This window comes from Rufibacter hautae (assembly GCF_008271695.1).
GTDB lineage: Bacteria > Bacteroidota > Bacteroidia > Cytophagales > Hymenobacteraceae > Nibribacter > Nibribacter hautae.
In genome coordinates this window covers 2189267-2213373 of the sequence record NZ_VKKY01000001.1, presented here as the reverse complement: position 1 = coordinate 2213373, position 24107 = coordinate 2189267, and the positions used below count along the sequence as shown (strand labels likewise).

Annotated in this window: 19 protein-coding genes; 9 read left to right on the top strand and 10 right to left on the bottom strand. The window is 51.8% G+C overall.

Annotated features, from left to right (window positions below; genetic code table 11):
- Positions 1-3 precede the first annotated feature (3 nt).
- The 4 genes from FOA19_RS23330 to FOA19_RS08650 all read right to left on the bottom strand — a co-directional run bounded on the left by FOA19_RS23330 (position 4) and on the right by FOA19_RS08650 (position 8385).
- Positions 4-2094, bottom strand: coding sequence for a hypothetical protein (locus FOA19_RS23330; RefSeq protein ID WP_190300328.1), 2091 nt, complete (start codon positions 2092-2094; stop codon positions 4-6).
- Positions 2095-2366: 272 nt separating this feature from the next.
- A complete protein-coding gene (gene lpdA / locus FOA19_RS08660; protein ID WP_149090333.1) occupies positions 2367-3770 on the bottom strand; it encodes a dihydrolipoyl dehydrogenase in 1404 nt (467 codons plus the stop codon).
- 106 nt (positions 3771-3876) lie between these two features.
- Positions 3877-5520: a 2-oxoglutarate dehydrogenase complex dihydrolipoyllysine-residue succinyltransferase gene (gene odhB / locus FOA19_RS08655; protein WP_149090332.1), complete on the bottom strand. Its 1644-nt coding sequence runs from the start codon at positions 5518-5520 to the stop codon at positions 3877-3879.
- Between the two features lie 87 nt (positions 5521-5607).
- Positions 5608-8385 carry a 2-oxoglutarate dehydrogenase E1 component gene (locus FOA19_RS08650; RefSeq protein WP_149090331.1) on the bottom strand — a complete coding sequence of 926 codons (2778 nt, stop codon included), beginning with the start codon at positions 8383-8385 and terminating at the stop codon, positions 5608-5610.
- Between the two features lie 466 nt (positions 8386-8851).
- Between FOA19_RS08650 and FOA19_RS08645 the strand changes: the two genes are divergently transcribed.
- The gene (locus FOA19_RS08645) at positions 8852-9445 is read left to right on the top strand and encodes a DsbA family oxidoreductase (protein WP_149090330.1); all 594 of its coding nucleotides are present in this window, start codon (positions 8852-8854) and stop codon (positions 9443-9445) included.
- Between the two features lie 59 nt (positions 9446-9504).
- Here the strand turns inward: FOA19_RS08645 and FOA19_RS08640 are convergent, their stop codons facing one another.
- Positions 9505-11121 carry a hypothetical protein gene (locus tag FOA19_RS08640; RefSeq protein WP_149090329.1) on the bottom strand — a complete coding sequence of 539 codons (1617 nt, stop codon included), beginning with the start codon at positions 11119-11121 and terminating at the stop codon, positions 9505-9507.
- 192 nt (positions 11122-11313) lie between these two features.
- On the opposite strand from FOA19_RS08640, the gene FOA19_RS08635 reads away from it, so the two are divergent.
- The 3 genes from FOA19_RS08635 to FOA19_RS08625 all read left to right on the top strand — a co-directional run bounded on the left by FOA19_RS08635 (position 11314) and on the right by FOA19_RS08625 (position 12667).
- A complete protein-coding gene (locus FOA19_RS08635) occupies positions 11314-11586 on the top strand; it encodes a hypothetical protein (RefSeq protein ID WP_149090328.1) in 273 nt (90 codons plus the stop codon).
- Between the two features lie 118 nt (positions 11587-11704).
- Positions 11705-11974 (top strand): hypothetical protein, encoded by a 270-nt coding sequence (locus FOA19_RS08630; RefSeq protein WP_149090327.1) that lies wholly within the window; start codon positions 11705-11707, stop codon positions 11972-11974.
- Between the two features lie 213 nt (positions 11975-12187).
- Positions 12188-12667 (top strand): very short patch repair endonuclease, encoded by a 480-nt coding sequence (locus tag FOA19_RS08625; protein ID WP_149090326.1) that lies wholly within the window; start codon positions 12188-12190, stop codon positions 12665-12667.
- A gap of 251 nt (positions 12668-12918) precedes the next feature.
- Here the strand turns inward: FOA19_RS08625 and FOA19_RS08620 are convergent, their stop codons facing one another.
- Positions 12919-13470, bottom strand: coding sequence for a hypothetical protein (locus tag FOA19_RS08620; protein WP_149090325.1), 552 nt, complete (start codon positions 13468-13470; stop codon positions 12919-12921).
- 261 nt (positions 13471-13731) lie between these two features.
- On the opposite strand from FOA19_RS08620, the gene FOA19_RS08615 reads away from it, so the two are divergent.
- Positions 13732-17283, top strand: coding sequence for a BamA/TamA family outer membrane protein (locus tag FOA19_RS08615; protein WP_190300327.1), 3552 nt, complete (start codon positions 13732-13734; stop codon positions 17281-17283).
- A 128-nt stretch (positions 17284-17411) separates the two neighbouring features.
- On the opposite strand, the gene FOA19_RS08610 is transcribed toward FOA19_RS08615, so the two are convergent.
- Entirely contained in the window at positions 17412-17672 is a 261-nt protein-coding gene (locus FOA19_RS08610; RefSeq protein ID WP_149090323.1) for a hypothetical protein, read from the bottom strand.
- Positions 17673-17931: 259 nt separating this feature from the next.
- Between FOA19_RS08610 and FOA19_RS08605 the strand changes: the two genes are divergently transcribed.
- Both FOA19_RS08605 and FOA19_RS08600 read left to right on the top strand, forming a co-directional pair.
- A complete protein-coding gene (locus FOA19_RS08605) occupies positions 17932-18177 on the top strand; it encodes a hypothetical protein (RefSeq protein WP_149090322.1) in 246 nt (81 codons plus the stop codon).
- A gap of 22 nt (positions 18178-18199) precedes the next feature.
- Positions 18200-19300, top strand: a complete 1101-nt coding sequence (locus tag FOA19_RS08600; protein WP_223808787.1) for an MBL fold metallo-hydrolase — start codon at positions 18200-18202, stop codon at positions 19298-19300.
- Positions 19301-19433: 133 nt separating this feature from the next.
- On the opposite strand, the gene FOA19_RS08595 is transcribed toward FOA19_RS08600, so the two are convergent.
- The 3 genes from FOA19_RS08595 to FOA19_RS08585 form a co-directional block, all read right to left on the bottom strand.
- On the bottom strand, positions 19434-20258 hold the full coding sequence (locus FOA19_RS08595) for a PRC-barrel domain-containing protein (protein WP_149090321.1): 825 nt from the start codon (positions 20256-20258) through the stop codon (positions 19434-19436).
- 27 nt (positions 20259-20285) lie between these two features.
- Entirely contained in the window at positions 20286-20477 is a 192-nt protein-coding gene (locus tag FOA19_RS08590; RefSeq protein ID WP_149090320.1) for a hypothetical protein, read from the bottom strand.
- 377 nt (positions 20478-20854) lie between these two features.
- Positions 20855-21859: a hypothetical protein gene (locus tag FOA19_RS08585; RefSeq protein ID WP_149090319.1), complete on the bottom strand. Its 1005-nt coding sequence runs from the start codon at positions 21857-21859 to the stop codon at positions 20855-20857.
- Positions 21860-22007: 148 nt separating this feature from the next.
- On the opposite strand from FOA19_RS08585, the gene FOA19_RS08580 reads away from it, so the two are divergent.
- The gene (locus FOA19_RS08580; RefSeq protein WP_223808786.1) at positions 22008-22715 is read left to right on the top strand and encodes an SIMPL domain-containing protein; all 708 of its coding nucleotides are present in this window, start codon (positions 22008-22010) and stop codon (positions 22713-22715) included.
- 242 nt (positions 22716-22957) lie between these two features.
- Positions 22958-24106, top strand: a complete 1149-nt coding sequence (locus FOA19_RS08575; protein WP_149090318.1) for a ribonuclease D — start codon at positions 22958-22960, stop codon at positions 24104-24106.
- Position 24107 lies beyond the last annotated feature (1 nt).

The window sequence follows — 24107 nt, the reverse complement described above, 5'->3', positions numbered from 1 at the left end:
TAGCTATGGTGAATTCTGCCGTCTGTTGCTGATTTGTGAAATTAGCAGCCAGGGCACACTGGCTTGGTTCCATTCTTCGCTTTGGGGAGTACAGGAGTTTTGAGGAGTGATAAAAGCTTTCACACATTGGCTCAACCCTCTTATGGATTCGTTTCCGCAAATGGTGGAATCTGCAATGGTAAAGCTTTTGCGCTCACCTGCCTTTAAAGTGCCAATATCAAAAATCATGGCAGAATCTTGTCTGGCTATCCAAGGCAAACTGCTGCTGATGGGCACTACATATTGCGGATAGATGACCTTGATTTTGACGTTGTGCGCCGCTGCGGAGCCTTCATTGGTGTAGGTAACGGTGGTGCTACTTCTGAAGCAGCGCCGGCGGCGGTCAGCGGCTATATCAACTGAAAGGACTGCACACTCTTTAATATTGTACCCGAAGTTCACATTCTTGATGTCGCGTTTCAGGCTGTCCGTTAGCACCTCAGCGGTTTCCAAACAAGATTTTACAACCTGCGACTTGGAAGCAGGGGAAAGCACAGGTGTGATAGTGGTTGTTCCCAAAGGCACTCTAAATGAGTAATTCCCTGCGCTATCTGACATACTGTAGAAAGCCCCCGGTTCAATCTTGATCAGGGTATTGGCCAGGCCTTTATCAGTAGCATCAAATACGCAGTTAGCATTCTGGTCTTTATACAGCCTGCCACTTATTCTGGCCGTCTGCTCCCCACTTAAGGTATCTATCAGTTCACCTATGAAAATATCGGCATCGCCTTTACTCTGCAGGAATTTGTCATTGATAGGAAGTTGGTTGTAGAAAATCCCCGCTAACCCTAAAGCTTTGCTTTTAGGCATGTAAGAAAGCTTCGGACTTCCTTCAGTATTTTGCCCTCCAAAAGTAATTACTCCTAAAACTTCTCCCGAAGAAGTTAAATGCATTAAAAAAATATCGGAATCCCCAGATGATTTCCCTTTGACGACTCTGTCCTTAAAGACAAGCTCTGAGAATAAATTTCCTGCAAAATAGAGTCCATCTTTTACTGGTAACAAGGAAACAGGATAGCGAGGCAACCAGAATGGGATTGCCCACTCGGCTGTTCCACTGGCATCTAATTTCAGTAAAACACTACCTAGTGAATTGTTATAGGTGACACCATCAAGAGTCACTTCTTTATTGTCTGATGCACTATTATTTGTAAAAAGATAAAAAGAATTATCATCTGCCAATGTTACATATCCGTGCGTTCTGATGGGATAACTTTTAGCCCAAAGTACCTCTCCTTCGGGGCTCCTTTTCACCAATAGCTTATTGTACACAGACCCGTAGCTATCCGCGGGAGTTTTGTTTATAAAAGTATTTTCACCTATTGTGATGGTATCTTTAAACCCTCCAGCGGTGATAACATTATCTTGGCTATCTACGAGCACCCGGTCATATGACATATTAGTCTTCAAAGATGTCTTTACCCATGCCACCGTTCCATCTGGCTTAAACTTGGCTAGAAAGTCTGTGTAGTAGTCTTCGCCGGTTCCAACAAAATCAAACGTTAACTGGTCCATGCCGGTACCGTCAAAAGAACCAACTACATAGGCGTTTCCTTTACTGTCGGTGGCCACACTTTGCCCAATAAAATCCCTGAAAATAGTTTGGGATCGGTATTTCTTTTCCCAGAGTAGATTTCCGTTGGTGTCAAGCTTTTCCAGCACAAAATGCACATAGTGCACAGAACCGGTCACAAATACGGCCCCGCTAGCGTCAATAGCAAAGTCGTAATAAGAACCTCCCAGGTCTTTTGGACATTCCCTCACCCATAAGAGCTTATTGTCTTTGCTGAATTTTGCTATAAAGCCATTAAATATTCTCTTTTTAAAATCGCCGAAATCTACCTCTTCGCCTTGGTATTCGTTCAAACTTAACGAACCGGGCGTTCCAATTGAACCCAATACATACCTATTGTCCTCTTTATCGTGCAGGACTTTGGAGATGCCATCCCCGTATTTTCCGCCAAAAGATAGGATGTTCCCTTTTAGCTGTGCTTTAGCTAAAAGGGGCAAAAAACAAAAGAAAAGGAGAAGAGCTTTGAGTAAACGGTGTTTCATGCAGACGGCATTTTCTTAGATAGTAGAAAAGTAAGGAATCAGGGAGAACTAACAAATGTCCCCTACACTTTATAGCAATATTTCTGATATACAGATTTCCTTCAGCACCTCAAACTCAGCATTGATGAATTCTCCTTTGGTTACGCCTTGGTATCCCTCTTTAAAAAAAGAAGCGTTTACGGCCTGCTTTTAAGAAAACAGGCCATAAACGCTTTAAAACAGCGAGGCCTCTCCTAAGATAGAAGAGGCCTCGCTGTTTAGGTAAATAAACCTTAGATATGAATGGCTCTGTTCTCAGTTGCTGCTAGACAAGCTTCTTTCATAGCCTCAGTATAGGTTGGGTGCGCATGGCTCATACGAGCAATGTCCTCGGCGGAAGCCCGGAATTCCATCGCAACGACAGCCTCCGCAATCAAATCCGCGATGCGGGGTCCGATCATGTGCACGCCCAGGATTTCATCGGTCTGCGCATCGGCTAGTACTTTCACGAAACCATCGGTATCCATAGACGCTTTGGCGCGGCCTGATGCTTTGAACGGGAAAGAACCGGTTTTGTAGGCAGTTCCTTTCTCTTTCAATTGTTCCTCGGTGAAGCCAACCCCGGCCACTTCCGGCCAGGTGTACACCACCCCTGGGATCAGGTTATAGTTGATGTGTGGTTTCTGGCCCGCCATGATTTCGGCTACCAACACACCTTCTTCCTCGGCTTTGTGCGCCAGCATGGCGCCTCTGATCACGTCCCCGATGGCGTAGATGCCGGGTACGTTGGTTTGCAGGTGATCGTCTACGGCAATCATGCCGCGCTCGCCCAACTGTACACCCGCGTTCTCTAAGCCTAAGCCTTCGGTGTACGGTTTACGGCCAACGGACACCAAGCAATAGTCACCTTCAAACGTTACGGTTTGGCCTTTGGGAGACTCAGCCGTTACTACTACGCCTTCGCCTTGCACTTCGGCACCGGTTACTTTGTGCCCGAAGAAGAACTCAAAGCCGAGTGTCTTTTTCAATACGCGCTGTAATTCTTTCCCAAGGGAACGGTCCATGGTGGGGATGATAGCATCGGTGTATTCCACTACCGACACTTTCGCGCCCAAACGGGCATACACAGAACCTAATTCCAGACCAATTACACCGCCGCCAATCACGATCATGTGCTTCGGTACTTCTTTCAACGTCAAGGCCTCGGTAGACGTGATGATCCGGTTTTTGTCTACAGGTAGAAACGGCAAGTTGATCGGCTTAGAGCCGGTCGCGATGATGGCCTTATCAGTTTCAATCTGCTGCTCGGCACCGTCCTGTCCGGTGATTCTGATGGTGTTCTTGTTCACGAAAGAGCCAAGGCCGTTGTACACGTCCACTTTGTTCTTTTTCATGAGGTACGCAATCCCGTCGTTGTTAGACTTGATGACGTCGCTTTTGCGGGCAATCATCTGCTCCAGGTTCACCCGCAGGTTCTCAATTTCAATACCGTGCGTCTTGAAGGTGTGCGCGGCATTGTGGAAGTGCTCAGATGAATCTAACAACGCTTTAGACGGAATACAGCCTACGTTTAGGCAAGTACCACCCAACACTGAATATTTCTCAATAATGGCGGTTTTCAGACCTAACTGCGCACAGCGGATTGCTGCCACGTAGCCCCCAGGACCGGAACCGATTACCGTTACATCGTATTTCATGTTCTTTCTATTTATGTGAAGAAAGGCTCCGTACCCGCTCTTGTCCAGCAGCACGGAGCCTTTCGTTTTTAACTCATTTTTACGAAATCACGCGTAAAGCGTACGTTTAGACTCCTAGAAGCAATCTCATTGGATCTTCCAGCAACTCCTTCACGCGTACCAGGAAGCTCACTGACTCACGACCGTCAATGATGCGGTGGTCATAAGACAGGGCCAGGTACATCATCGGACGGATTTCCACTTGGTTGTTGATGGCTACTGGGCGGTTCACGATGTTGTGCATACCCAGTATTGCTGATTGCGGCGCATTGATGATAGGCGTGGACATCATAGAACCGAATACGCCACCGTTGGTGATGGTGAAGGTACCGCCGGTCATCTCGTCAATACCCAGTTTGTTTTCGCGGGCACGCTTGGCCAGACGAACCACTTCTTTCTCAATACCGTCTAAGCTCAGGCCTTCGGCGTTGCGGATAACCGGAACTACCAGGCCTTTAGGCGCAGACACCGCGATGGATACGTCGCAGAAATCGTTGTACACAATCTCAGCGCCGTCAATCTGGGCGTTTACGGCTGGCCACTCTTGCAGGGCAACCGTACACGCCTTCACGAAGAACGACATGAAGCCTAAGCCTACTTCGTGCTTCTCTTTGAACTTGTCTTTGTATTTGGCTCTAATGTCCATGATTGGTTTCATGTCAACCTCATTGAAGGTGGTCAACATGGCCGTTTCATTTTTCACCGCCACCAAACGACGCGCTACGGTTTTACGCAAGCTGGTCATTTTCTCGCGACGGCTGTTGCGGGAACCTGGAGCAGCCGGAGCCGGAGCAGCAGCTTCTTTGGCAGCTGGTGCAGCAGAAGCAGCGGCAGGTTGCGGCGCCGGAGCAGCCGGACGAGCCTGGGCGTTTTGGGCGTCTTCTTTGGTAATACGTCCGTCACGGCCAGTACCGTTTACGTCACCAGCATTAATGCCTCTCTCAGAAAGGATTTTACCGGCGGCTGGCGAAGGTGTTCCGCTGGCGTAGGTAGTAGCACCGCTTGAAGCAGCAGCAGCCTGGGCTGGTTGTGCGGCCGGAGCATTTAGTTGAGGAGCAGGAGCGGTAGAAACACCTGAACCAGCACCTACTTCAATGCGGCAGATGGTAGCACCAATTTCTACGGTATCACCTTCCTGGGCTACAATTCTCAAAACACCCGCCGCTTCGGCTGGCAGTTCAAACGTAGCCTTATCAGACTCCAGTTCGCAAAGAACTTCGTCCATAGAAACTTGGTCGCCATCGGCTTTGAGCCACTTGGAGATAGTCACCTCAGAGATAGATTCGCCTACGGTTGGGATTTTCACCTCTAACGTCTGACCAGTGCCGGCTCCACCACCTTGCGGTTGGTTGGGAACGCCTTGGCTTGGCGTGTTCTCAGCGGCCACGGTGCTCTGCGGGTCTGTTACTGATTTAGACTCAGTAAGGCTGTGCTCAGTAGAAACAGTGGTAGGCTGAGGCGTAGAAGCACCTTGTCCGGCGCCATCAATGGAGCAGATTACCTCTCCAATGGCAATGGTATCGCCTTCCTGGGCCACAATTCTTAGAATACCGGCAGCTTCGGCGGGTAACTCAAAGGTGGCTTTGTCTGATTCCAGTTCACAGATCACCTCGTCCATGGCCACTTGGTCGCCATCTTGTTTAAGCCACTTGGCAATGGTTACCTCCGTGATGGATTCGCCTACTACCGGCACTTTTACGTCTAATGCCATAATCTCTTTTTAGATTAAGTTATGTTGTTAAAAGTCCGTTTAGAGCCTGCTTTTCTGAAACAGGCTTTAAACGGACATACCTTTTACTTAGATACTGAATGCTTTCTCTACCACCGCGCGCTGCTCTTTCTGGTGGATTTTGTTGTAACCAGTGGCCGGTGATGAGCTTGGTTTACGGGAAACCACGTCATCAATGCCTTTGCGCATTACGCTCAGGATGTAGGTCCAGGCACCCATGTTGTACGGCTCTTCCTGTACCCAGAAAATCTGTGCGTTCGGGTACTTGCTCAACTCACGGTCTAGCTGTACTTGCGGGAACGGATGCAGCTGCTCCAGACGGATGATGGCCACGTCTTTGCGGTTGGTTTTCTGCTGTTCCTCCAACAGGTCATAGTACACTTTACCGGTACACAGCAACACTTTGGTGACAGCGTTTGCCTCGGCGTAGGTATCTCCAATTACTTCCTGGAAAGAACCCTGCATGAAGTCTTCCAGCGGCGACATCACATTCTGGTGACGCAGCATAGACTTAGGCGACATGTGAATACACGGCTTCCGGAATGGCGTAGCCAACTGGCGGCGCAGCATGTGGAAGAAGTTGGCAGGGGTGGTACACTGGGTCACGTACATATTGTACTCGGCGGCCAACTGCAGGAAGCGTTCAGGACGAGCATTGGAGTGCTCCGGTCCCTGGCCTTCGTAACCGTGCGGCAACAACATTACCACACCGTTCATGCGCTGCCACTTAGACTCTGTGGACGAGATGAACTGGTCAATCATCACCTGCGAGCCGTTGGCAAAGTCACCGAACTGCGCTTCCCAAAGCACTAAGGCATTCGGGTTCGCCATCGCATAGCCGAACTCAAAGCCTAACACACCGTACTCAGACAGCAGGGAATTGTAAATCTGCAGCTTCTGCTGACCTTCCTGAATGTGGTTCAGGTTGGTATAAGCAGCGCTGGTGTTGGCATCATGCAAAACGGCGTGGCGGTGCGAGAAAGTCCCCCGCTGCACGTCCTGGCCGCTCATGCGCACAATCTTGTTTTCTAACAGGATTGAGCCGTAGGCCAGCAATTCAGCCGAGGCCCAGTTCAGTGCACGGTTATTGAAGAACATATCCTGACGCTCTTTGGTCAGTTTCTCAATCTGCTTCAGCGGCTTGAAGTTTTCTGGCAGCGTGGTCAACGCTTTCCCCACTTTCTCAATCGCCTCGGCAGAGATACCGGTTTCTGGTGACTGGTTGAAGTCTTCGGGCTTAGAACGACGAAGCTCTTGCCATTCTTTCTCCAGAACCTGGTAGTTGTATGGCAATGGCTTTTGCTTCACCATATCCAGACGGTCTTGCAGCATCTGACGGAACTCTTTGTCCATCTCCTCGGCTACCTTCGCGTCCAGCTCACCGCGTCTAATCAATTCCTTATTATAGACTTCCCGTGGGTTGTCATGCTTGGAGATGAGATTGTACAACTGTGGCTGCGTGAATTTAGGCTCATCTGCCTCGTTGTGGCCATGGCGGCGGTAACACACCATGTCAATGAAAATATCGTTGTGGAAACGCTGACGGTATTCCGTCGCTAAACGCACGGCGAACACCACTGCTTCCGGGTCATCGCCGTTTACGTGTAGTACCGGAGCGTCAATGATTTTCGCTAAATCAGTGCTGTAGATAGAGGAACGAGCGTCTTCAAAGTCGGTGGTAAAACCAACCTGGTTGTTAATAACGAAGTGGATGGTACCGCCGGTGCTGTAGCCTTCCAGGTTCGCCATCTGGGTCACCTCGTAACCGATGCCTTGTCCAGCTACGGCTGCATCCCCGTGAATTAGGATTGGAAGAATCTTGTTGGTGTCACGACCATACATGGAGTCCAGTTTGGCGCGCACAAAGCCTTCTACCACTGGGTTTACCGCTTCTAAGTGCGAAGGGTTGGGCGCCAGTTTCAGGTTCACTTTTCCGCCTGACGGGGTGTTTACCTCACTGGAGAATCCCATGTGGTATTTCACGTCACCATCACCCATAGTCAAATCCGGAACGGCAGTTCCCTCAAATTCAGAAAAGATTTGCTCGTAGGTTTTGCCCATGATGTTGGCCAGCACGTTCAAACGGCCGCGGTGCGCCATGCCTATCACCACTTCCTCTACGCCCAGTTCAGAGCCTTTGTCAATAATGGCATCTAACGCCGGAATAGTGGTTTCGCCACCTTCCAGAGAGAAACGCTTCTGACCTAAGAATTTGGTATGCAGGAAGTTCTCAAACACCACTGCCTCATTCAACTTAGACAGGATGCGTTTTTTATAATCTACTGAAGGGTTAAAGTTCACCGACTCTTTCTCGGCCTTTTCCTTAAACCAGGTCAAAACCTCTGGGTCCCGGATGTACATGAATTCAAACCCGATGGTTCCTTCATATACTTTCTTCAGGGTAGCCAGAATATCACGCAACGTGGCCGCGCCTAAGCCCAGCTCAGAACCGCTCTGGAATTTAGTGTCCAAATCAGCCTCAGACAGACCAAAGTCTTTCAGGTCCAACAAGGCCTTGCGGTCTTTGCGCGGACGAACTGGGTTCGTGTTAGAGCGCAGGTGACCACGCGAACGGTAGGCGTAAATCAAATTACGCACCTGGATTTCCTTCTCTATCTCACCGGCAGAAGCAGTTGCACCAGTAGCAGGCGCAGCAGCAGGAGCCGCCGCAGGAGCCGCCGCAGTGGTTGCCTGACCGTTTCCGTTAGGGTAGGTTTGAGAAAAGTCAAATCCTTCAAAAAACTTCTGCCAACCAAAATCCACGGAACCCGGATCTTGTTGATACTGCTTGTACAGCTCATCAATGTACGCACCGTGCGCGTTGGCTATATATGAGTATTTATCCATAAAAATTGATAGTACTTGCCTAATTCAAGGCAAATTATAAAAACTTAAGCAATACACATAATCATACATTCGCATAAGCAAATATTCATCTCTGTTTATCAATTTTGCATTGATCCTCTAACGTATCTGCCCTGGCGTAAAAATCTCATGTATGGGATACGTGAAAATTTTTGGTTTTGGCGAAATTATGGATAAATAGATAAGAGACAAACCTTTAGTAAAACTGGCCTTTTAATTACACTCTTTTCTTCTATTCTTTCCAATATTCAATTTCTCAGGTATAGAAACCCACTTTATACCAGACCGCAGAAAACCTTCTCGCTTCTTTTGGAATTCCTTTCTTAAACACTCCAGGGCGTAACTTTAGTGTGTACTTAGTTGGTAAACTTTCGTAGTGAACACCCCCAGCGCTTATGGCATCTTTCAACATATAACCGTAGTAGAAGTAGGTAAAACCATTCGTCTTATGCCAGCAATCACCATCTATTCAGATTATGTCTGCCCTTTCTGTTTTCTGGCCGAAGAGGAAGTGGTAAAAGCGCAACGGATGTTGGGCAAGGAAATAGAGGTGGAGTGGATGCCCTTTGAGCTTCGGTCCGAACCCACTCCTACCTTACGGCCCGAAGACAACTACCTGCAAACTACCTGGAAGAACTCTGTGTATCCTATGGCCGAGGAACTGGGGGTGAAAATCCAGCTCCCCAGCGTCTCTCCGCAGCCGTACTCGCACCTGGCGTTTGAAGGCTTTCAGTTCGCGAAAGAGCACGGCAAAGGAAATGCCTACACCCACCGCATGTTTACGGCCTTCTTTCAGGAAAGCCAGGACATTGGCGACATAGAAGTATTAACGCAGTTGGCAGCAGAGATAGGTCTGGACAGAGAAGCTTTCAGAGAAGCCTTGATTTCGCGCAGGTACAAGGCGGTGCACGAAGTGGCGCTTAAACACGCGTTTGAGGAAAAGAAGATTACCGCCGTCCCCACTATGATCATTAAAGGACATACGATCAGGGGAATGCTGCGGGCCCAGGATTTAGTGAAAGTGCTACAAAGTACAGAATAGCGTACGCTTTCACGTTTTCCGTCTCTTTTAGCGAAAACAGGCAATAAACGGAAAGCCCTTTAGGGCCGGATACGGACCCGCACAAAGGAAGGCACCTCCTTTAATGATTCTGATAGCTTGGCATCCGTAATGGGTCCTTCCTGCAACTGCACGCCACGGGTGTCATCCATGACCACCGTCTTTTTGCGCCAGCCTTCCACGCTAGACTTGTCGATTACCTGATCTGCCCCGGGACCTCCGAACACATGCACATAGCTTCCTTTGGCAGCGGCACCCTTGATATCAAAAATATCGTCTCCATTCAGGCCATACAGGTTGATTTGCTCGGTCTCGCTCGCAAAGAAAGTGCGGCTGTAGATCTTTTCGCCGTTGATGTTCCCTTTGCCCAACTTGTACACCTCTACAACGGTTCTTCCCTGGGAGAGGCGCTGCACCACAAAACGCTCGGGCTCATCGGCTCCTACCACTGAAACCTCTTTGGCCAGAATCTTATAGTATTCCTCGGAGGTCTGCACCAACAGTTGACGGCGGCTCCTCAGTTTTTTATAGGTGTCTTCTCCCACCAATTTGTACACGGGCAACGGCATACGTTTCACAGCCAGGCGCAGGACAGAATCAGATAGGTTCACTTGCATCTCCCGGGCCAGTCTTCTAAAATCCACCAAAGAAACTTCGGAAAGAGCGCGGGCGTCCAGGAAAGCCGCGTTAATGGTGAGCCCAAACACATCCTTGAACTTCGGGTGGAAAGACTCAAACTTGCGCATCGCAAACTTTCTGGTGGCGAGCCACGGTACAAGTCCATCGTCATACAGGCAAAGGGCCTGGTCACGGTCTTTAGGGATTGGTTTGTACCAGACCTCTTGGTCCTGGGCATACACGGCCCAGTCCCATTGGCCTTCGTGACGGTCCCAATCGCTGAGCAGCAGGTCCAGGAGACGGGCCCGGGCAAACGCCCATTGGTCTATGCGGTGCTGGCTAGACTTGTAACGGCGCCTTAGCATCTCCTCTGTACTTACCAGATCCGCGGCCTCCCCAAATTCTTTTGGCAGTGAGGCCCGGGAGGTGAACTTCTCCTCCATCATGAAAAGCTTATTCCCGAACAGGTTGGCGTACTGTTTGAAGCTCTGGTCTGAGGGAAGCACATACACCAGCTGCGGGGTAGGATGAAAAACTCCGGCGGCCTCCGCCAGTGGCGCTACTACCATCGCGGCATACGGATTGGTGGCCGATACCTGGTCCCGCACAAAGGAACCCACAAAGGTCTTGCGCCAGAAGGGAGAAAGCACGTTTACGGGATCTTTGTCTAAAGAGCGCAACGCAAACCGCCTGCCCAGGGAGTCTATAAGAGTAAGGCTGGTGGTTTGCATACCGCCGCCAATTTTCTCAATGGAGAGCCCGCCCTTTGCCTCATTCATGTGAAACACCTTGGCTTTTACGGGCTCGGCCCACACCGCCCGGTAATGGCGGCCCAGGAAAAACTCCCCTACTTTGCTAAGCTGGTAGTGGTCTCCGGCGCTCACCATCACACTGTCCTGGGGGTATTTTTTAAGACCGGCATCGCCGAAGTAGGTTGCTGAGTTACTCCTTTTTCCGGAAGGCTGATCGGCAAAGAACAAGCGCACCACTCCGTACAGGAAAAGCGCCCCTAACAATGCCAGAAAAATCCTCCTTTTCATTTGTGTGGTTTGATTTCGAGTTCAGCTTTACCTCAATTGGGCGGGAAAGGTTCAGAAAGAAGGATCAAAGTCTGCCCGCTTCTTTTACGTGAAACCGCCGGAAAACATATATCTTTAAGCTTTAGAGCAGAAGTTAACTTTGCGTTACCGGCTGCGTTAGACTATTCTATCCACAATCTTAATACTACCCCTATGGCAAATAGTGCTACTTACAAAGGCATTACCCCAGAACTGTACAACAACCTTAGAGGCAAATTGAGCGCTGCCGGCATTGAACTGGCAGGCAATAACGGCCGTGTTTCCAAGCAAGGCGTAACCGCAGACTATGCCTATGAAGAAACTTCCCAAACGCTGCAGATCAACAACGTACAGGTAAGCTTTCCGGCCAGCATGATGTTTAGCCCAGACAAGATTATCCAGAAAATAGACGAAGCCGTGCGCGGCGCGGGTGGCCAGGTGGCGTAACTTGCAAAAAAGATTGACCTAAGCGTATTTATTTGCGTATAAAAATCCCGGCCCTGCCTTATGGCGCAGGCCGGGATTTTTCATTTACAAACAGATCACTATCACAGAGAAAACAACTATGGAACAAACACAGAATACCTCCACCCAATTGGTACAGCCAAAAGACTTCGCCAGAACCGTAGAATCTATTGTGAACGTGTACCAAGGCAACCACGACGTGCTCCCAGACCTGCTTTCAGATGCCGGCAGAATGTTATTGAAAGTAAGACAGAAAATGACTCCTGTGCAGTTGGTGCTGTCTGTGGCCGCCGTGGCCATTGGCGCCATTGTACTGGTTTCTTACGGCAGCACCCAATTCTCAGATGCCGAAGAAGTGGTAACCCCGTAAGGTAATTCTGCCCCTAACACAAAAGCCCCGCTTATCTAGATAAGCGGGGCTTTTGTGTTAGGGGCCTTTTTAAAGCCATTTTACAAGAAACAAGCTTAAAACGGCTCCTTCCTTTTCCAGCTTTTGGGCGTTCTCATTACGGGTATGTAAAAGTAGGCCTTGTAGCGGCACTCTGTCGGCGGCATTTGTGTTTACTTGTAACACGCCACGTGCATGCCAAAGAAGAAGAAAAAATACGCTGCCGCAGAAGCTACCCCTCTCACCGCCCAGGAGCGGATTAGCCGCTACATGCGCGGCAACCGGGCCAAGCACACGCAACCCGAGCTGCTGTTGCGCCGGGCACTTTGGCACGGCGGTTTGCGCGGGTACAGGTTGCACTGGAAAAAGCTGCCGGGCAAGCCCGATGTCTGCTACCCCGGCCGCCGGCTCGCGATCTTTATCCATGGCTGTTTCTGGCACCGTTGCCCCCATTGCCTGCCGGCCATGCCCAAAACCAACATCCCTTTCTGGACCGATAAATTTGCCCGTAATCAGGAACGAGACCAGCGTCATCGGGAGAAACTGAAAGCCGCCGGCTGGCAGGTTGTGGTGATCTGGGCTTGCCAGTTACAGGAAAACCTAGACGGTTGCGTATTCACGATTAGAGCGCTACACGCAGGCGCTCCGGAGAGTTATTGGCTGGAGGCGGCATAGCCATCCTTCGACTTCAGAATAACTTTAGGACGCCTCTGTTTCAAGGCCATTCCCAGAAATCGGCTTTTAAACGATTGTGGTTTTAAGTCCCTCATGCATGCAACTTCTATTAGGTCAGGCGAAAAGTCTCGCAGCACCATGAAATGCATTTAGTATGCAAGGCTATTTCCTCCTATATCCAGGCTAAACCATCCTTAAAGTTTTTGTCTTTTTACTCTGGAAGTAAAGCCTACTACGACATCCGCTATTAGCTACTTCCATTGCACCGGTACACCTTGTTTTCTGGCGGCGTAACCAGCGGCGGAGGCATGTAGTTTGGGCAGCACTTCATTGACGGCATCGGCAAATTCTACGTGCAGGTCTTCATGGAGCTTGTTCAGTTTCTGCAGCATCTCCTCGGCGCGTTTGGCCAGGAAAAGGCCCAGCGCCTCCGTTCCTCCGGTAAGCACCTGCAGCATCTCTTTTTGGTGGGTTAATACTTCCTGCAGCAGCTGCAGGAGCAGGTTGATCTCCCCGTACACATCGTTGGTGATTTTGGCATGGTAGCTCAGGGGCGGGCACAACGTCCGGAGGCAAATCAGCAGGTCTGTGGCGTTATAGTAGAAGCCTTGGGCTACGGTTTGTATCTGGGCCGCCAGTGCCTCGCGCCGCAGTTCCAATCCCTCCTCGCCTTCCAGCAACTCAAATTTGAGCTGGTCTTGCAGCACGGGCTGGGAAGAAAGCAACTGAAGAAGCAACTTGTCTTTGCGGGCGGCGGGCAGGCCAAGAACGGCCTGGCGTAAGTCTTTCTCTAATGCGGGCATAAATTGATTCTCTAAAGAAAGAACAAGCAAAGGCGGCTACATATTCCATCCCCGTGATTTTTCTTTATTTCCTTTTTTAGGTACTCACTTTACGTACCTACACCACAATTGCCTTAACCTAAACCGCCCTAAACTGCGTAAACAGCGGCAAACGTGGCTGGTTATCCCCAACTTATACCTAAGAGCTTCTTCCTGTTTTCACCCTGGTTCCTGAAAAAGAGGCCTAAAACAGAGAAGCTGCCAGCATCTAACATCATGACCATGAGAGAACTTTTACCCTTTAGGGTAATCCTACTTCAGATTTGCGCCTGGCTAATGGGTCCGGCTATGGCCCTCGCTCAACTACCGGCTCTGCCCACCGCTTCCCCCTCGTACATGGTACTGCTGGTGGGCCGCTCGTCGCCGGGCCAAAGCTCCACTGCGCCATTGCCGTTGCTGCAGAACCAACTGACAAGCGCGGGCAAGAACAGCACCGTGGTATTTCTAGGCAATCCGTTTCAGCCGGCCAGCTTGCCTGGGGTATCGGCGGCCAACCGCAAAGACCTGGAAACGCAACTTCAAACCCAACTCAACTACCTGCAGGGCTACGAAGGCAAGATCATTCTTATGCCGGGCGAGCACGATGCCAAAGGCCGTCTGGTGCCCGAGATCCGGAACCAGGAAAGATTCATCTCCCAGTACCTGAAAAACGAGCAGCTTATTCAGCCGGAGAACTATTGCCCCGGCCCCACCGACATTGCCCTCACCAACGATGTGCACCTGCTCCTGCTGGACACCCAGTGGCTGCTGCCCAACCGCCGCATGGACGATGACAAGGAGCAGCGCGGTTGCCCCACCACGGGCGGCACCGCCACGCTGGCTGCCCTGGATGACGTGCTGCGCAGCAACGAAGACAAGAACCTGTTGGTGGCCATGAGCATTTCGCCGGAGATCAAGAGCCTGGAGTACCGCCTCATGCACCGCCAACTTGCCCAGATGTACAGCCAGCACAAAGGCCTGGTACACGCCGAGGGCAACTCCGCCGCCTTAAACCACGCTTTCCAGGACAGCATCCATTACGTGGGCGCCGGTACAGGCATGAAAAAGCTGAACCAACTCCACGGCACACCGGCTTTCCAACAGTCCTCGGCAGGGCTGGTGAAGCTGATATACTTCCCCAACGGCGAAACTTGGCTAGAGATCTGGACTGCCCCAGACGCGCAAAGCGCCCAGGGACAAGTGGCCCACCGCCAGCTTCTCTCCCGCAAGCCTACCCAGAAACAACTGGAAGAGCAAACAAAGAAAATGAACATCAGCTTTGCTGGAAAAAAAGCTACGCTGCCCGCCAGCCAGGTGTACAAGGCCAGCGGTATCAGAGAGTGGCTCCTGGGCCAGAACTATCGACCTGAATGGGAAACACCCGTTTCGTTGCCGGTTTTTGATATAGGCACCCAAAACGGTGGTCTTAAGGTAGTACAGCGCGGTGGCGGTTTCCAGACGGTCTCTCTGCGGCTGGAAGACAGCACTGGCCGCCAGTACGTGTTGCGCTCGGTGGAGAAGTACCCCGATGCGGCCCTGCCCCGTATTTTGCGCCAGACCTTGGCCGCCGATGTGGTGAAAGATCAGATCTCGGCCTCGCACCCGTACGGCTCCTTGGTGGCGCCTAAGCTCGCCGATGCCGTGGGCGTGTACCATACCAACCCGCAATATTTTGTGATTCCGGATGACCCAAGATTTGGCCGGTACCTCAAAGGGTTCGCCAATACCATCGGTTTGTTTGAGGAGCGCCCCGATGAGGACATGTCTGACATGGCCAGCTTCGGGAACGCCAAAAACGTGGTGGGCACCGACAAAGTCCTGGAGAATACCTTGGAAGACCAGAACGACGAAGTAGACCAGAGAAGCCTGCTACGCGCGCGCCTCCTGGATTTCTTTATGGCAGACTGGGACCGCCACGATGACCAGTGGCGCTGGGCCGAGTTTGAGAAAGAAGGCAAAGGCAAGATCTACAAACCCATCCCGCGCGACCGCGACCAGGCTTTCTTCGTGAACCAGGGGGTGATTCCCAACATTGCCAGCCGGCGCTGGATTCTGCCCAAGGTGCAGGGATTTGATGAGAGCCTGCGCGACATCAAAGGCTTCAACTTCAACAACCGCTACTTTGACCGCTACTTCCTCACCGGCCTGGAGCGTGCTGACTGGGTGGCCATGGCCGATTCTGTCCGTGCTAGCCTCACTGATGAAGCCATTGAGGAAGCCGTGCGCCAATTACCCCCAGAGATCCAGAAGGTATCCGGGGCCAGGCTCGCCAACACCTTAAAAGCACGCCGCGCCTACATAAAACGCGACGCCGAGGACTATTATGAGTTCCTGGCCCAGAAAGTAGACGTCATTGGCACCGACCTGGACGAGCGTTTTGAGGTACAGCGCGAGGCTGGTGGCGCCACTTTGGTGACCATTTACAAAAAAGGGGGCAACTCAGCCAAAGACCAACTCTACCGTCGGCTCTTCCAGCCAGGGGAAACCCGCGAGATCAGGCTGTATGGCCTGGGAGGGGCAGATGAATTCAACGTGCAGGGCAAAGCTTCAGACGGCATCAGGTTACGGATAATTGGCGGCGATGGCCAGGACAGAATCACGGACAGTTCCAGCGTGGCAGGTCTGCGCCGGCTCACGTACGTCTATGACCAGCCCAATGGCGCACAGCTGCAGTTAGGTTCTGAGGCCCGCAACCTCACCTACCTGCGCAAAACACCCGTGTATGACCGCAAAAGTTTCAACTACAATTACCTGGGGCCTCTGTTGTCTATTGAAGCTAACCGCGATGATGGTCTCTTGCTGGGTGCCGGCGTGTTGCTCAAAACCCAGGGGTTCCAGAAGCAGCCCTACGGCATGATGCAGCGCCTGGTGGGCACGTATGCCTTCAACACCCAATCCTTCTTGGTGGACTATGCCGCGCATTTCCCTAGGTTGCGGTTAGGCATGGACGTGAAGCTGAACGTGAACTTCAAAAGCCCCGGCTACGCCGAGAACTTCTTCGGGTTGGGTAACGAAACCGACTTCAACCCAGACATTGACATAGACTATTACCGGTTCCAGTCCTCGCAGCTTTATGCGAACGCCTTGTTTGGCGGCAAAATTGGGGAGTACGAGAGCGTGTTTGCGGGGCCAGTGTACCAGAACGTGAACGTAGACCGCACCACCGGCCGGTTTCTGCCAGAGCAATTGGAAGGATCAGACCAGTTTGAAGGATATTATGAGCCCAAAGCGTACGCCGGTGCACGAGTAGAGTACACCCTGGACTCCCGCGACCATCCGGCCTTGCCGGCCAAAGGTGTGTTCTGGCAGGTAGCCGGTGACCTGCTGAAAGGCGTGAACCAGAGTGCCTCAGACGTGGCGCGGGTACACTCCCAATTCGCGCTTTACCAAACCGTGCGCATTCCTTTGAAACTCACGTTGGCTACTCGCTTTGGCGGCGGTCACACCTTCGGTGATGGTTTTGAGTTCTTCCAGGCGCAGTACCTGGACGGTCCTACCATGCTGCGGGGCTACCGGCGCAACCGTTTCAGTGGGCAAAGCAGCTTCTACAACAACACCGAGGCCCGCCTGCGTCTGTTCAGCTTCACCACCTATCTCTTCCCAGCCTCGTTGGGAATCCTAGGCTTCCATGACATTGGGCGCGTATGGATGAAGAACGAAGACTCAGACAAGTGGCATAGAAGCTACGGCGGCGCATTGTGGATCTCGCCCCTTAACCAGATTGTCATCTCCGCAGGGTTTGCTTCCACGCCAGAGCAGAGCCAGTTCCTGCTAAGAGCGGGTTTCCAGTTCTAGGCTGAACCCAGCATCTCTCTAAAACGGAATGCGTGCAAACCATATTCCCCTTATAAACAGAGAAGGCTGACCCGCGGGTCAGCCTTCTCTGTTTTAGGGCTCTTTTCAGGAAAAGAGCTGTTAAACGCTTAGTTCAGGAAAATGGAGAACAGCTCAAAACGGTTTGAGGAGAAACTCCAGTGCGAGGGCGATGGGTGAATCTCTTCGCCGGCCTCGTCAATAATGGTCACCGCCATTCCTTCTTCCTGGTTCAAAGGTTCTGTAAAGTGTTTCACAACATAAACATGCCCCTCCTTTACCCATTCCTCGGGCTCAAAGCTAGGGAGGGTGGCATCAATGCACTTGGCGTAGACCGCCATATAGCTAGGTGGATAGATCAAATTTACCATGTCTTATTAACTATAAACAGGTGAGAAAAATTCCGGCGGCACATGACTCTCTTCTTTGCTGTTCACTTAAACTCCTCCGTCCAGATCACGTGCATCTCGGTACAATGGTATGACTAGTTTACGCACGGATTCTGACTTTTGCAACTCTGCCCGTCAGAATTTATCGGCCAGAAGACACCCTCTTTTCTATCTGCTCGTACAATCACATGCCGGTTCTGCCGGTTTTTACTTGTTTTTAAAACATAAATTATACTGCACCATGGAAAACGACAATAAGTTTAACGAAAAGGAAAAACTGCCGAACGGAAAAGAATCTCAGGATGATCTGAAAAACACCTCCGAGGAACCGGGTGCCGAGGCCAAAGGCAATGCCAGCTTCCAGCAGGGCGGTCAGCAACCAGGCAACAGCCAGGGTGGCCAGGGCGGCAAATCGTCAGACTCAGATGAAAACTCTCGCCATGACACCGGTGATGAAATGAGCGTATTTGGCCGTTTAGACAGCTAATCTCCCTGAGCCAGAAAGATATATGCAAGATCAGTTAACCAACGTGCTTCGGCAGAAGCAGCACTCCACTTTTCACGTGGCACCAGGTGTCATGGGCATGGAGATTGTGTTTGTGAACCTGTACTACATTGAGAACCCAGACAAATCCTGGGTATTGATAGACGCCGGTTTATACGGCTCTGCCGATAGGATCAGAAAAGCCGCCGAGGACAAGTTTGGCAAAGGCAATCCGCCCAAAGCCATTCTGCTCACGCACGGCCACTTTGACCACGTAGGCGCCCTGCAAACCCTAGCCGATATCTGGCAGGTGCCCGTGTACGCGCATCCGCTGGAGCTGCCTTACCTTACCGGTTTGTCCAGCTACCCTCCGCCAGATTCCAGCGTGGGCGGCGGCGGCATGGCGTACTTGTCTTTCATGTACCCTAAAAAGCCCATCACGTTCAGAGGACGGCTGGAACTGCTCCCTTCAGACGGATCGGTGCCGTTTCTGCCGGAGTGGAAGTGGCTGGAGACGCCGGGCCATTCACCGGGGCACGTTTCCTTCTTCAGGGAGCGTGACCGGCTGCTTATTGCAGGTGATGCTTTTGTGACCAGGAAGCCAGAATCTGCGTTGGCGGTGCTTACCCAGAAACAGGAAGTCTGCGGACCTCCGGCGTATTTCACGCCAGACTGGGTTTCGGCCCGTACCTCGGTAAGGAAACTCCATGACCTGCGGCCGGAGATTGCGGCCACCGGCCACGGCTTGCCTATGCAGGGCCAGGAGTTGAAACAAGGTTTGGATGAATTGTCCCGGTTATTTGACCAGTTGGCGATTCCCTCTAAAGGACGCTACGTACCAGAACCGGCCATCACCAACCGCAACGGGGTAGTGCAGCTTCCGCCTAACGTGAACAACACCGTGCCCAAGGTCCTGGCGACTGCTGGCCTGGTAGCCCTGGCGGGTCTGGCCACGTACGCGCTCACCAAGCGCCGGAAAGAAAACCGGACTTATTCCAGGGTTAAAAGAACCTGGCCGGGCTATGCCAGCAATCCTAACAACAGGTCTTCTTCTGAGCCGCACGTGCAGGAACACGCTTCCTTCACCCATGACCAAGACGATCACATCACCAACAATTACCCGTAAAGGAAACCAAAGGGTTAACAAATAGAGAGGGCACGCCGTAAAGCGTGCCCTCTCTATTTGTATTTGGTCTAACTGAATTGTAAAATCCCATTTAGGAGCTGATTATGGAAAAGCAGCCCCGAAACAGTTTCCATTACAACCCAATCGCTTTCCGCTTTAGGGCAGTGAATTCCTCCTGGGTGATGGTTCCCTGCTCTAGCATGGCGCGTAGCCTTTCAATAGTGGCAATGTCATTCTGGATAGGGTTGCTATCCATGTTAGAGTTAGAGCTTGAGCCCGTAGCCCCCAACCCCGAGTTGGAATGCATGCCAGTTCCTGACCCCATACCAGAGGTAGCGTGCGTACCAGAGCCTAAGTTTGCATCAGAGTACGAGCTCGGGCCGGTGTTGAAGTTGGGGTTTGTGTTGAAATTAGAGGTGGAGGTATGGAGATGGCTTTGGTCCTGCGGCATAGCTTGGGACCGTTGGTGCCGGTTTCCATAGAACCGATCCTCGTTGAACTGGTCGCGGCCATAGAATTCTGCGTTGGGAGAATTCTGAGTTGTGGTCTGCTGCGCGTAGGTGTCGTTAGGGCTGGTTACCGCGTGCATCACCCGGTACTCATACTCTGAATCTACGGCTCCGCCCCGGTAAAAAGGGAAACGGGACAGCGAGTTCCTGTCCAGGCTAATGAACACCTGATCACCGTCATCGTCTAACTGCGCCGCCCCAATAGGGATAAGGATATGCCGTGGATCTGTATCTACGAGCACATGGTCTTTGTCTACGTCTATGTCAAGGTAGCGCACTTTCATGAGCTCGCGGTCTACAATGAGGTCATCTACCTTGCCTATGCGTTTGCCGTCTGAGCCAATTACCTCCCAGCCTCTAACGTCCAGGTTATGGTTGGCTACTTTGAAATCTTTTAAGTCGTGTAGGGGAGCCAGTCGTGCCAGCCCATCATTTGCATGGTTTGCCATTGGTTTCTTGTTTTTAGGGTTCTTTAGTTAAATAGACACAAAACCAGGGACCAAGGACATGATCATGCCAGAGGTAGGGGCGCCTGTGGTCTCGGGGTTCCCTCCCTGCGCCTCAAAGAAGTATTTGTATAAAAGATAGCCTACCACCAGCAGAATGAGCAGCACTATGATCCAGGCCCAGCTGGATCGTTTCTTGGGTTCAATGTTTATTTCAGCCATAGTTTTATTTTGTTTAGATCAATACGGCAATACCGTTTACTTGCGTACGAAGCTTTTTTACAGAGGTTTATCCTTAGCCAGGCACAAACTATAGCATGGAGAGTACCAAACGGGTGAAAACGGCGGTGCAGCCGAACGCAGGTCACTGCACCGCACCTGGTTAGCCTATTTCCGTTTTTGGAAGTAACAAGGGATATGAATTTTCTTTTACCCAAACCTGGGCAGGTCCTCCATCTGCCGGCAGAAGTGGACGCCCTGCAGCTTGTTAGCAAGCATTTCCACCATAAAAGAAGGCTGCCGTTTCGGGCCTGTTTTAGCTAAAACAGGCCCGAAACGGCAGCCTTTGGAGATTTAACGAATCCTTGGTTGAGCGGCTTTTACTTCTCCTGCCCCGGTATCTGCGGGAACTGGATAAACTCGCCCTCCGGGCTGAAGAGCATGCTCATGGGCTCTTGGGGGTCACGCAGGATATCGGCTTGGGTGATGCCCCACCGGGTCCACATGGTGGCCAGCAATTTGGCGTAGGAACTGTTCTGCCACGGGTTGAAGATCACGTTGGTGACATCGTCAATGAGCGTGTCCATAACCAGGTGATCGTCCTGGAGTTTTACGGGCCTGAGCAGGTAATCTGGGATCACGTTGAGCAGATACCCGGCATAGAAAACACGGGCACTGAATTCGGCAGCCTGGATGGGTTGCAGTTGCCGCGGCTCAATCTCCTGCCACACGCGTTTCATGGCGTCTTTGATCATGGCGTTGTCCAGAAGGCAGGCCACGATGAGCATGTTATCCAGCCGCAGGCTGAACATCATGGTAGACAGCTCATCGCGGAACTCAAACCGGGTAGGCTCAGAAGCGGCATCCACGTCTAAGACAAACAAAGACCCGGGAATAAAATCGGGGAACTCCATGGGCACCCGCAGGGATTGCAGCACCCTGAAGAACGCCTGGAACTTCATGAGCATTTTGGGCTGCTCGCTCACGGCGTGCTCTGGCTGCACCAGCGGGTTCTGCTCTTTGATGAGCTCCGTAATGAGCGTGCCGTAGAACATCTTGCCCATCCATTGGTAGAGCAGTTTCTCGTCCAGGGCCCGCATACCGGCTATGCCTTGGGAGAGCGCTTGCTGCACCTTGTCTTCCAGCGGCTGCAGGTGGTTGGTTTGGCAGTTATGGCAGCAGGGGATTTTCAGGTCCTGGTAGGTGACCACACTTTGGTCCAGCAGCCGGAGCGGCTCGTGGGCAAAAGCATACTCCTTCATGAGCCAGGCCGGGAAGACGGGCGTCTGCTCCTCCGCGGTCACGTGGGTGCCGCACAGAAAACAGATGTGGTTCCCGAAACGCATTCCCTCAAACGGATCAAAAATGGACAGGTGCTGCTGCATAGGGGTAAGGGTAAGATAATGAATCTACAAAGATACACACAAGACCGGCTTGGCCCGCACACCTGCGTTGGTGGCGTTTATTAAACCAGCGACGCCAAAACTCGGCACGGAACTTGTAAATTCATTTTCAGTATATATTTATAACACTATGAAAACCACCCTTGCCTTTGCCCTTGCCTTTATGGCCTCGTTTCTCTCCTTTTCGTCCCAAGCCCAGCAGTCCCAGTTGCCTCCTTTGGTAAGCACCTCAGGATTAGGCGAGGTAAAGGTGCAGCCCGACCAAGTGATCTTTATGACCGGCGTAGAGATCCGGGAGAAAACCCTGGAGGATGCCCGCCGCGTAGCCGACCAACGGACAGCCGCCTTGCTGAGCTACCTGAAGAAAAACGGGGTAGAAGACAAGCACGTGCAAACCGCTTATCTTTCGCTGCAACCGGTGTACACCGGCGAGTTTGGTCAGACCACACCCCAGTTCTACCTGGCCACTCGGTCTATCTCCGTCACGTTAACCAAACCAGATAAGTTTGACGAGGTCATGGCCGGCCTGTACAAAGCGGGCGCCAACCGGGTAGACGGCATCAACTACCAGAGTTCCCAACTGAAGAAGCACCAGGAGGAAGCCCGCAAAAGAGCCGTGCAAGACGCCAAACAGAAAGCCGTGGCGCTGGCTTCGGAACTAGGGGCCAAAGTTGGAAGACCTTACCAGATAAACGAGGCAATCAACAACCAACCCATAGGACCGGTGATGTATAAAGCCGCCATGCGGGAGCAGGCCATGGATGCGGGGGGCACTACCCTGGCCTTGGGAGAGATCATCGTCAGCTCTACGGTGCAGGTGAGTTTCCTGCTGGAGTAACAGCCTCTCTTCTGTTAGCGCCTCAGCGCAGACTCTAGAGGACAAGTACGGGAGCAACGGGAAGCGTGGCCAGGTGGTCATTCTTTCCGTTGCTCCCGTACTATTTTCGCCTGTGGCGAAGTTATGTAAGCAGATGTTCGCATTTTTGAACTGTTTTTCTGGAATCTGCCGCAAAACGGCAACGCTACACTACGCTTACCCGTCAAGGAACTAACCTGTTTTTTGGGTACATTTACAAGATTATGAAGGAACCTGCATTTACTCTGGAGGGGAAGCCTGTTCATGTGGTGCAAACCGATGACGCATTACAGGAGGCTGTGGCCCATTTAAGTCAGCAGCCAGAGCTAGCCTTAGACCTGGAATTTGACCAACATCACTATACCTACGGTTTCACGCTGTGCCTGATTCAAATCTCTGACGGCCACACGTGTTTTGTAATTGATCCCTTTCCATTATCTGACCTGCAGCCGCTCTGGCACGTGCTGGAGAACCCGGCTATTGTGAAGATATTCCACCACGCCAACAATGACCTCATGCTGCTGAGCATGCTGGGCTGCCAGGTACGCACGTTGGTAGACACCGCAGTGGCGGCCAAAATCCTGAATTACGCCAAGGCTGCCCTGGGCACGCTGCTGGAAGAAGAACTGGGCCTGCACCTTGACAAATCCCAGCAGATGAGCAACTGGAACCAGCGCCCGCTTTCCAGACGACAGCTGGAGTACGCCGCTCAGGATGTGCTGTACCTGCATGCCCTTAAAAATGCCATGGTGACCAAGATTCAGGAACTGGGCCGTATGGCTTGGCTAGAGGAGGAAGACCAACTGCTGGAATCCATCACCTATGTGGAATTGGAAGACCCGCACCTCAAAATCAAGTTTCCGCAACGGCTTACCTTACTGCAGCAGTTCATCCTGAAACCCATCTATGACTTCCGGGACCAACTGGCCAAAAAATGGAACCTGCCAGCGGGCCAGATCATCAATACCAACGCGCTCATGGCGCTTCTCAGCAACCCTGCGCAGAGCATGAACGAATGGCTCTACCACACCAAAGGCATCAATGGACGGCTGCAGCAGGACCGCTACGAGGAGCAACTACAGCGCATCCTGAACGGGGCGTTGAGAGAAGCAGAGAAACGGCGCATCCCCAACCGGTTGCCGCCTAACCCCTACCCTCCGCGGCTCAAGACGCCGGAGACAGAGGCCAGGAGAGAGTTGCTTTGCACCGTGCAGCGCGGCCTTATTGAACGCTACGGCACCCACGCCACGCCCATGCTCCTGGACCAAAGCATTATCACCAACTACAGCCAGACCGGCGAGCTGGTGATCCCAAAGAAATACGCGAGAGAGATCGTACATGCCACCGCCCGCGAAATGCAGGTGAACCTGTAAC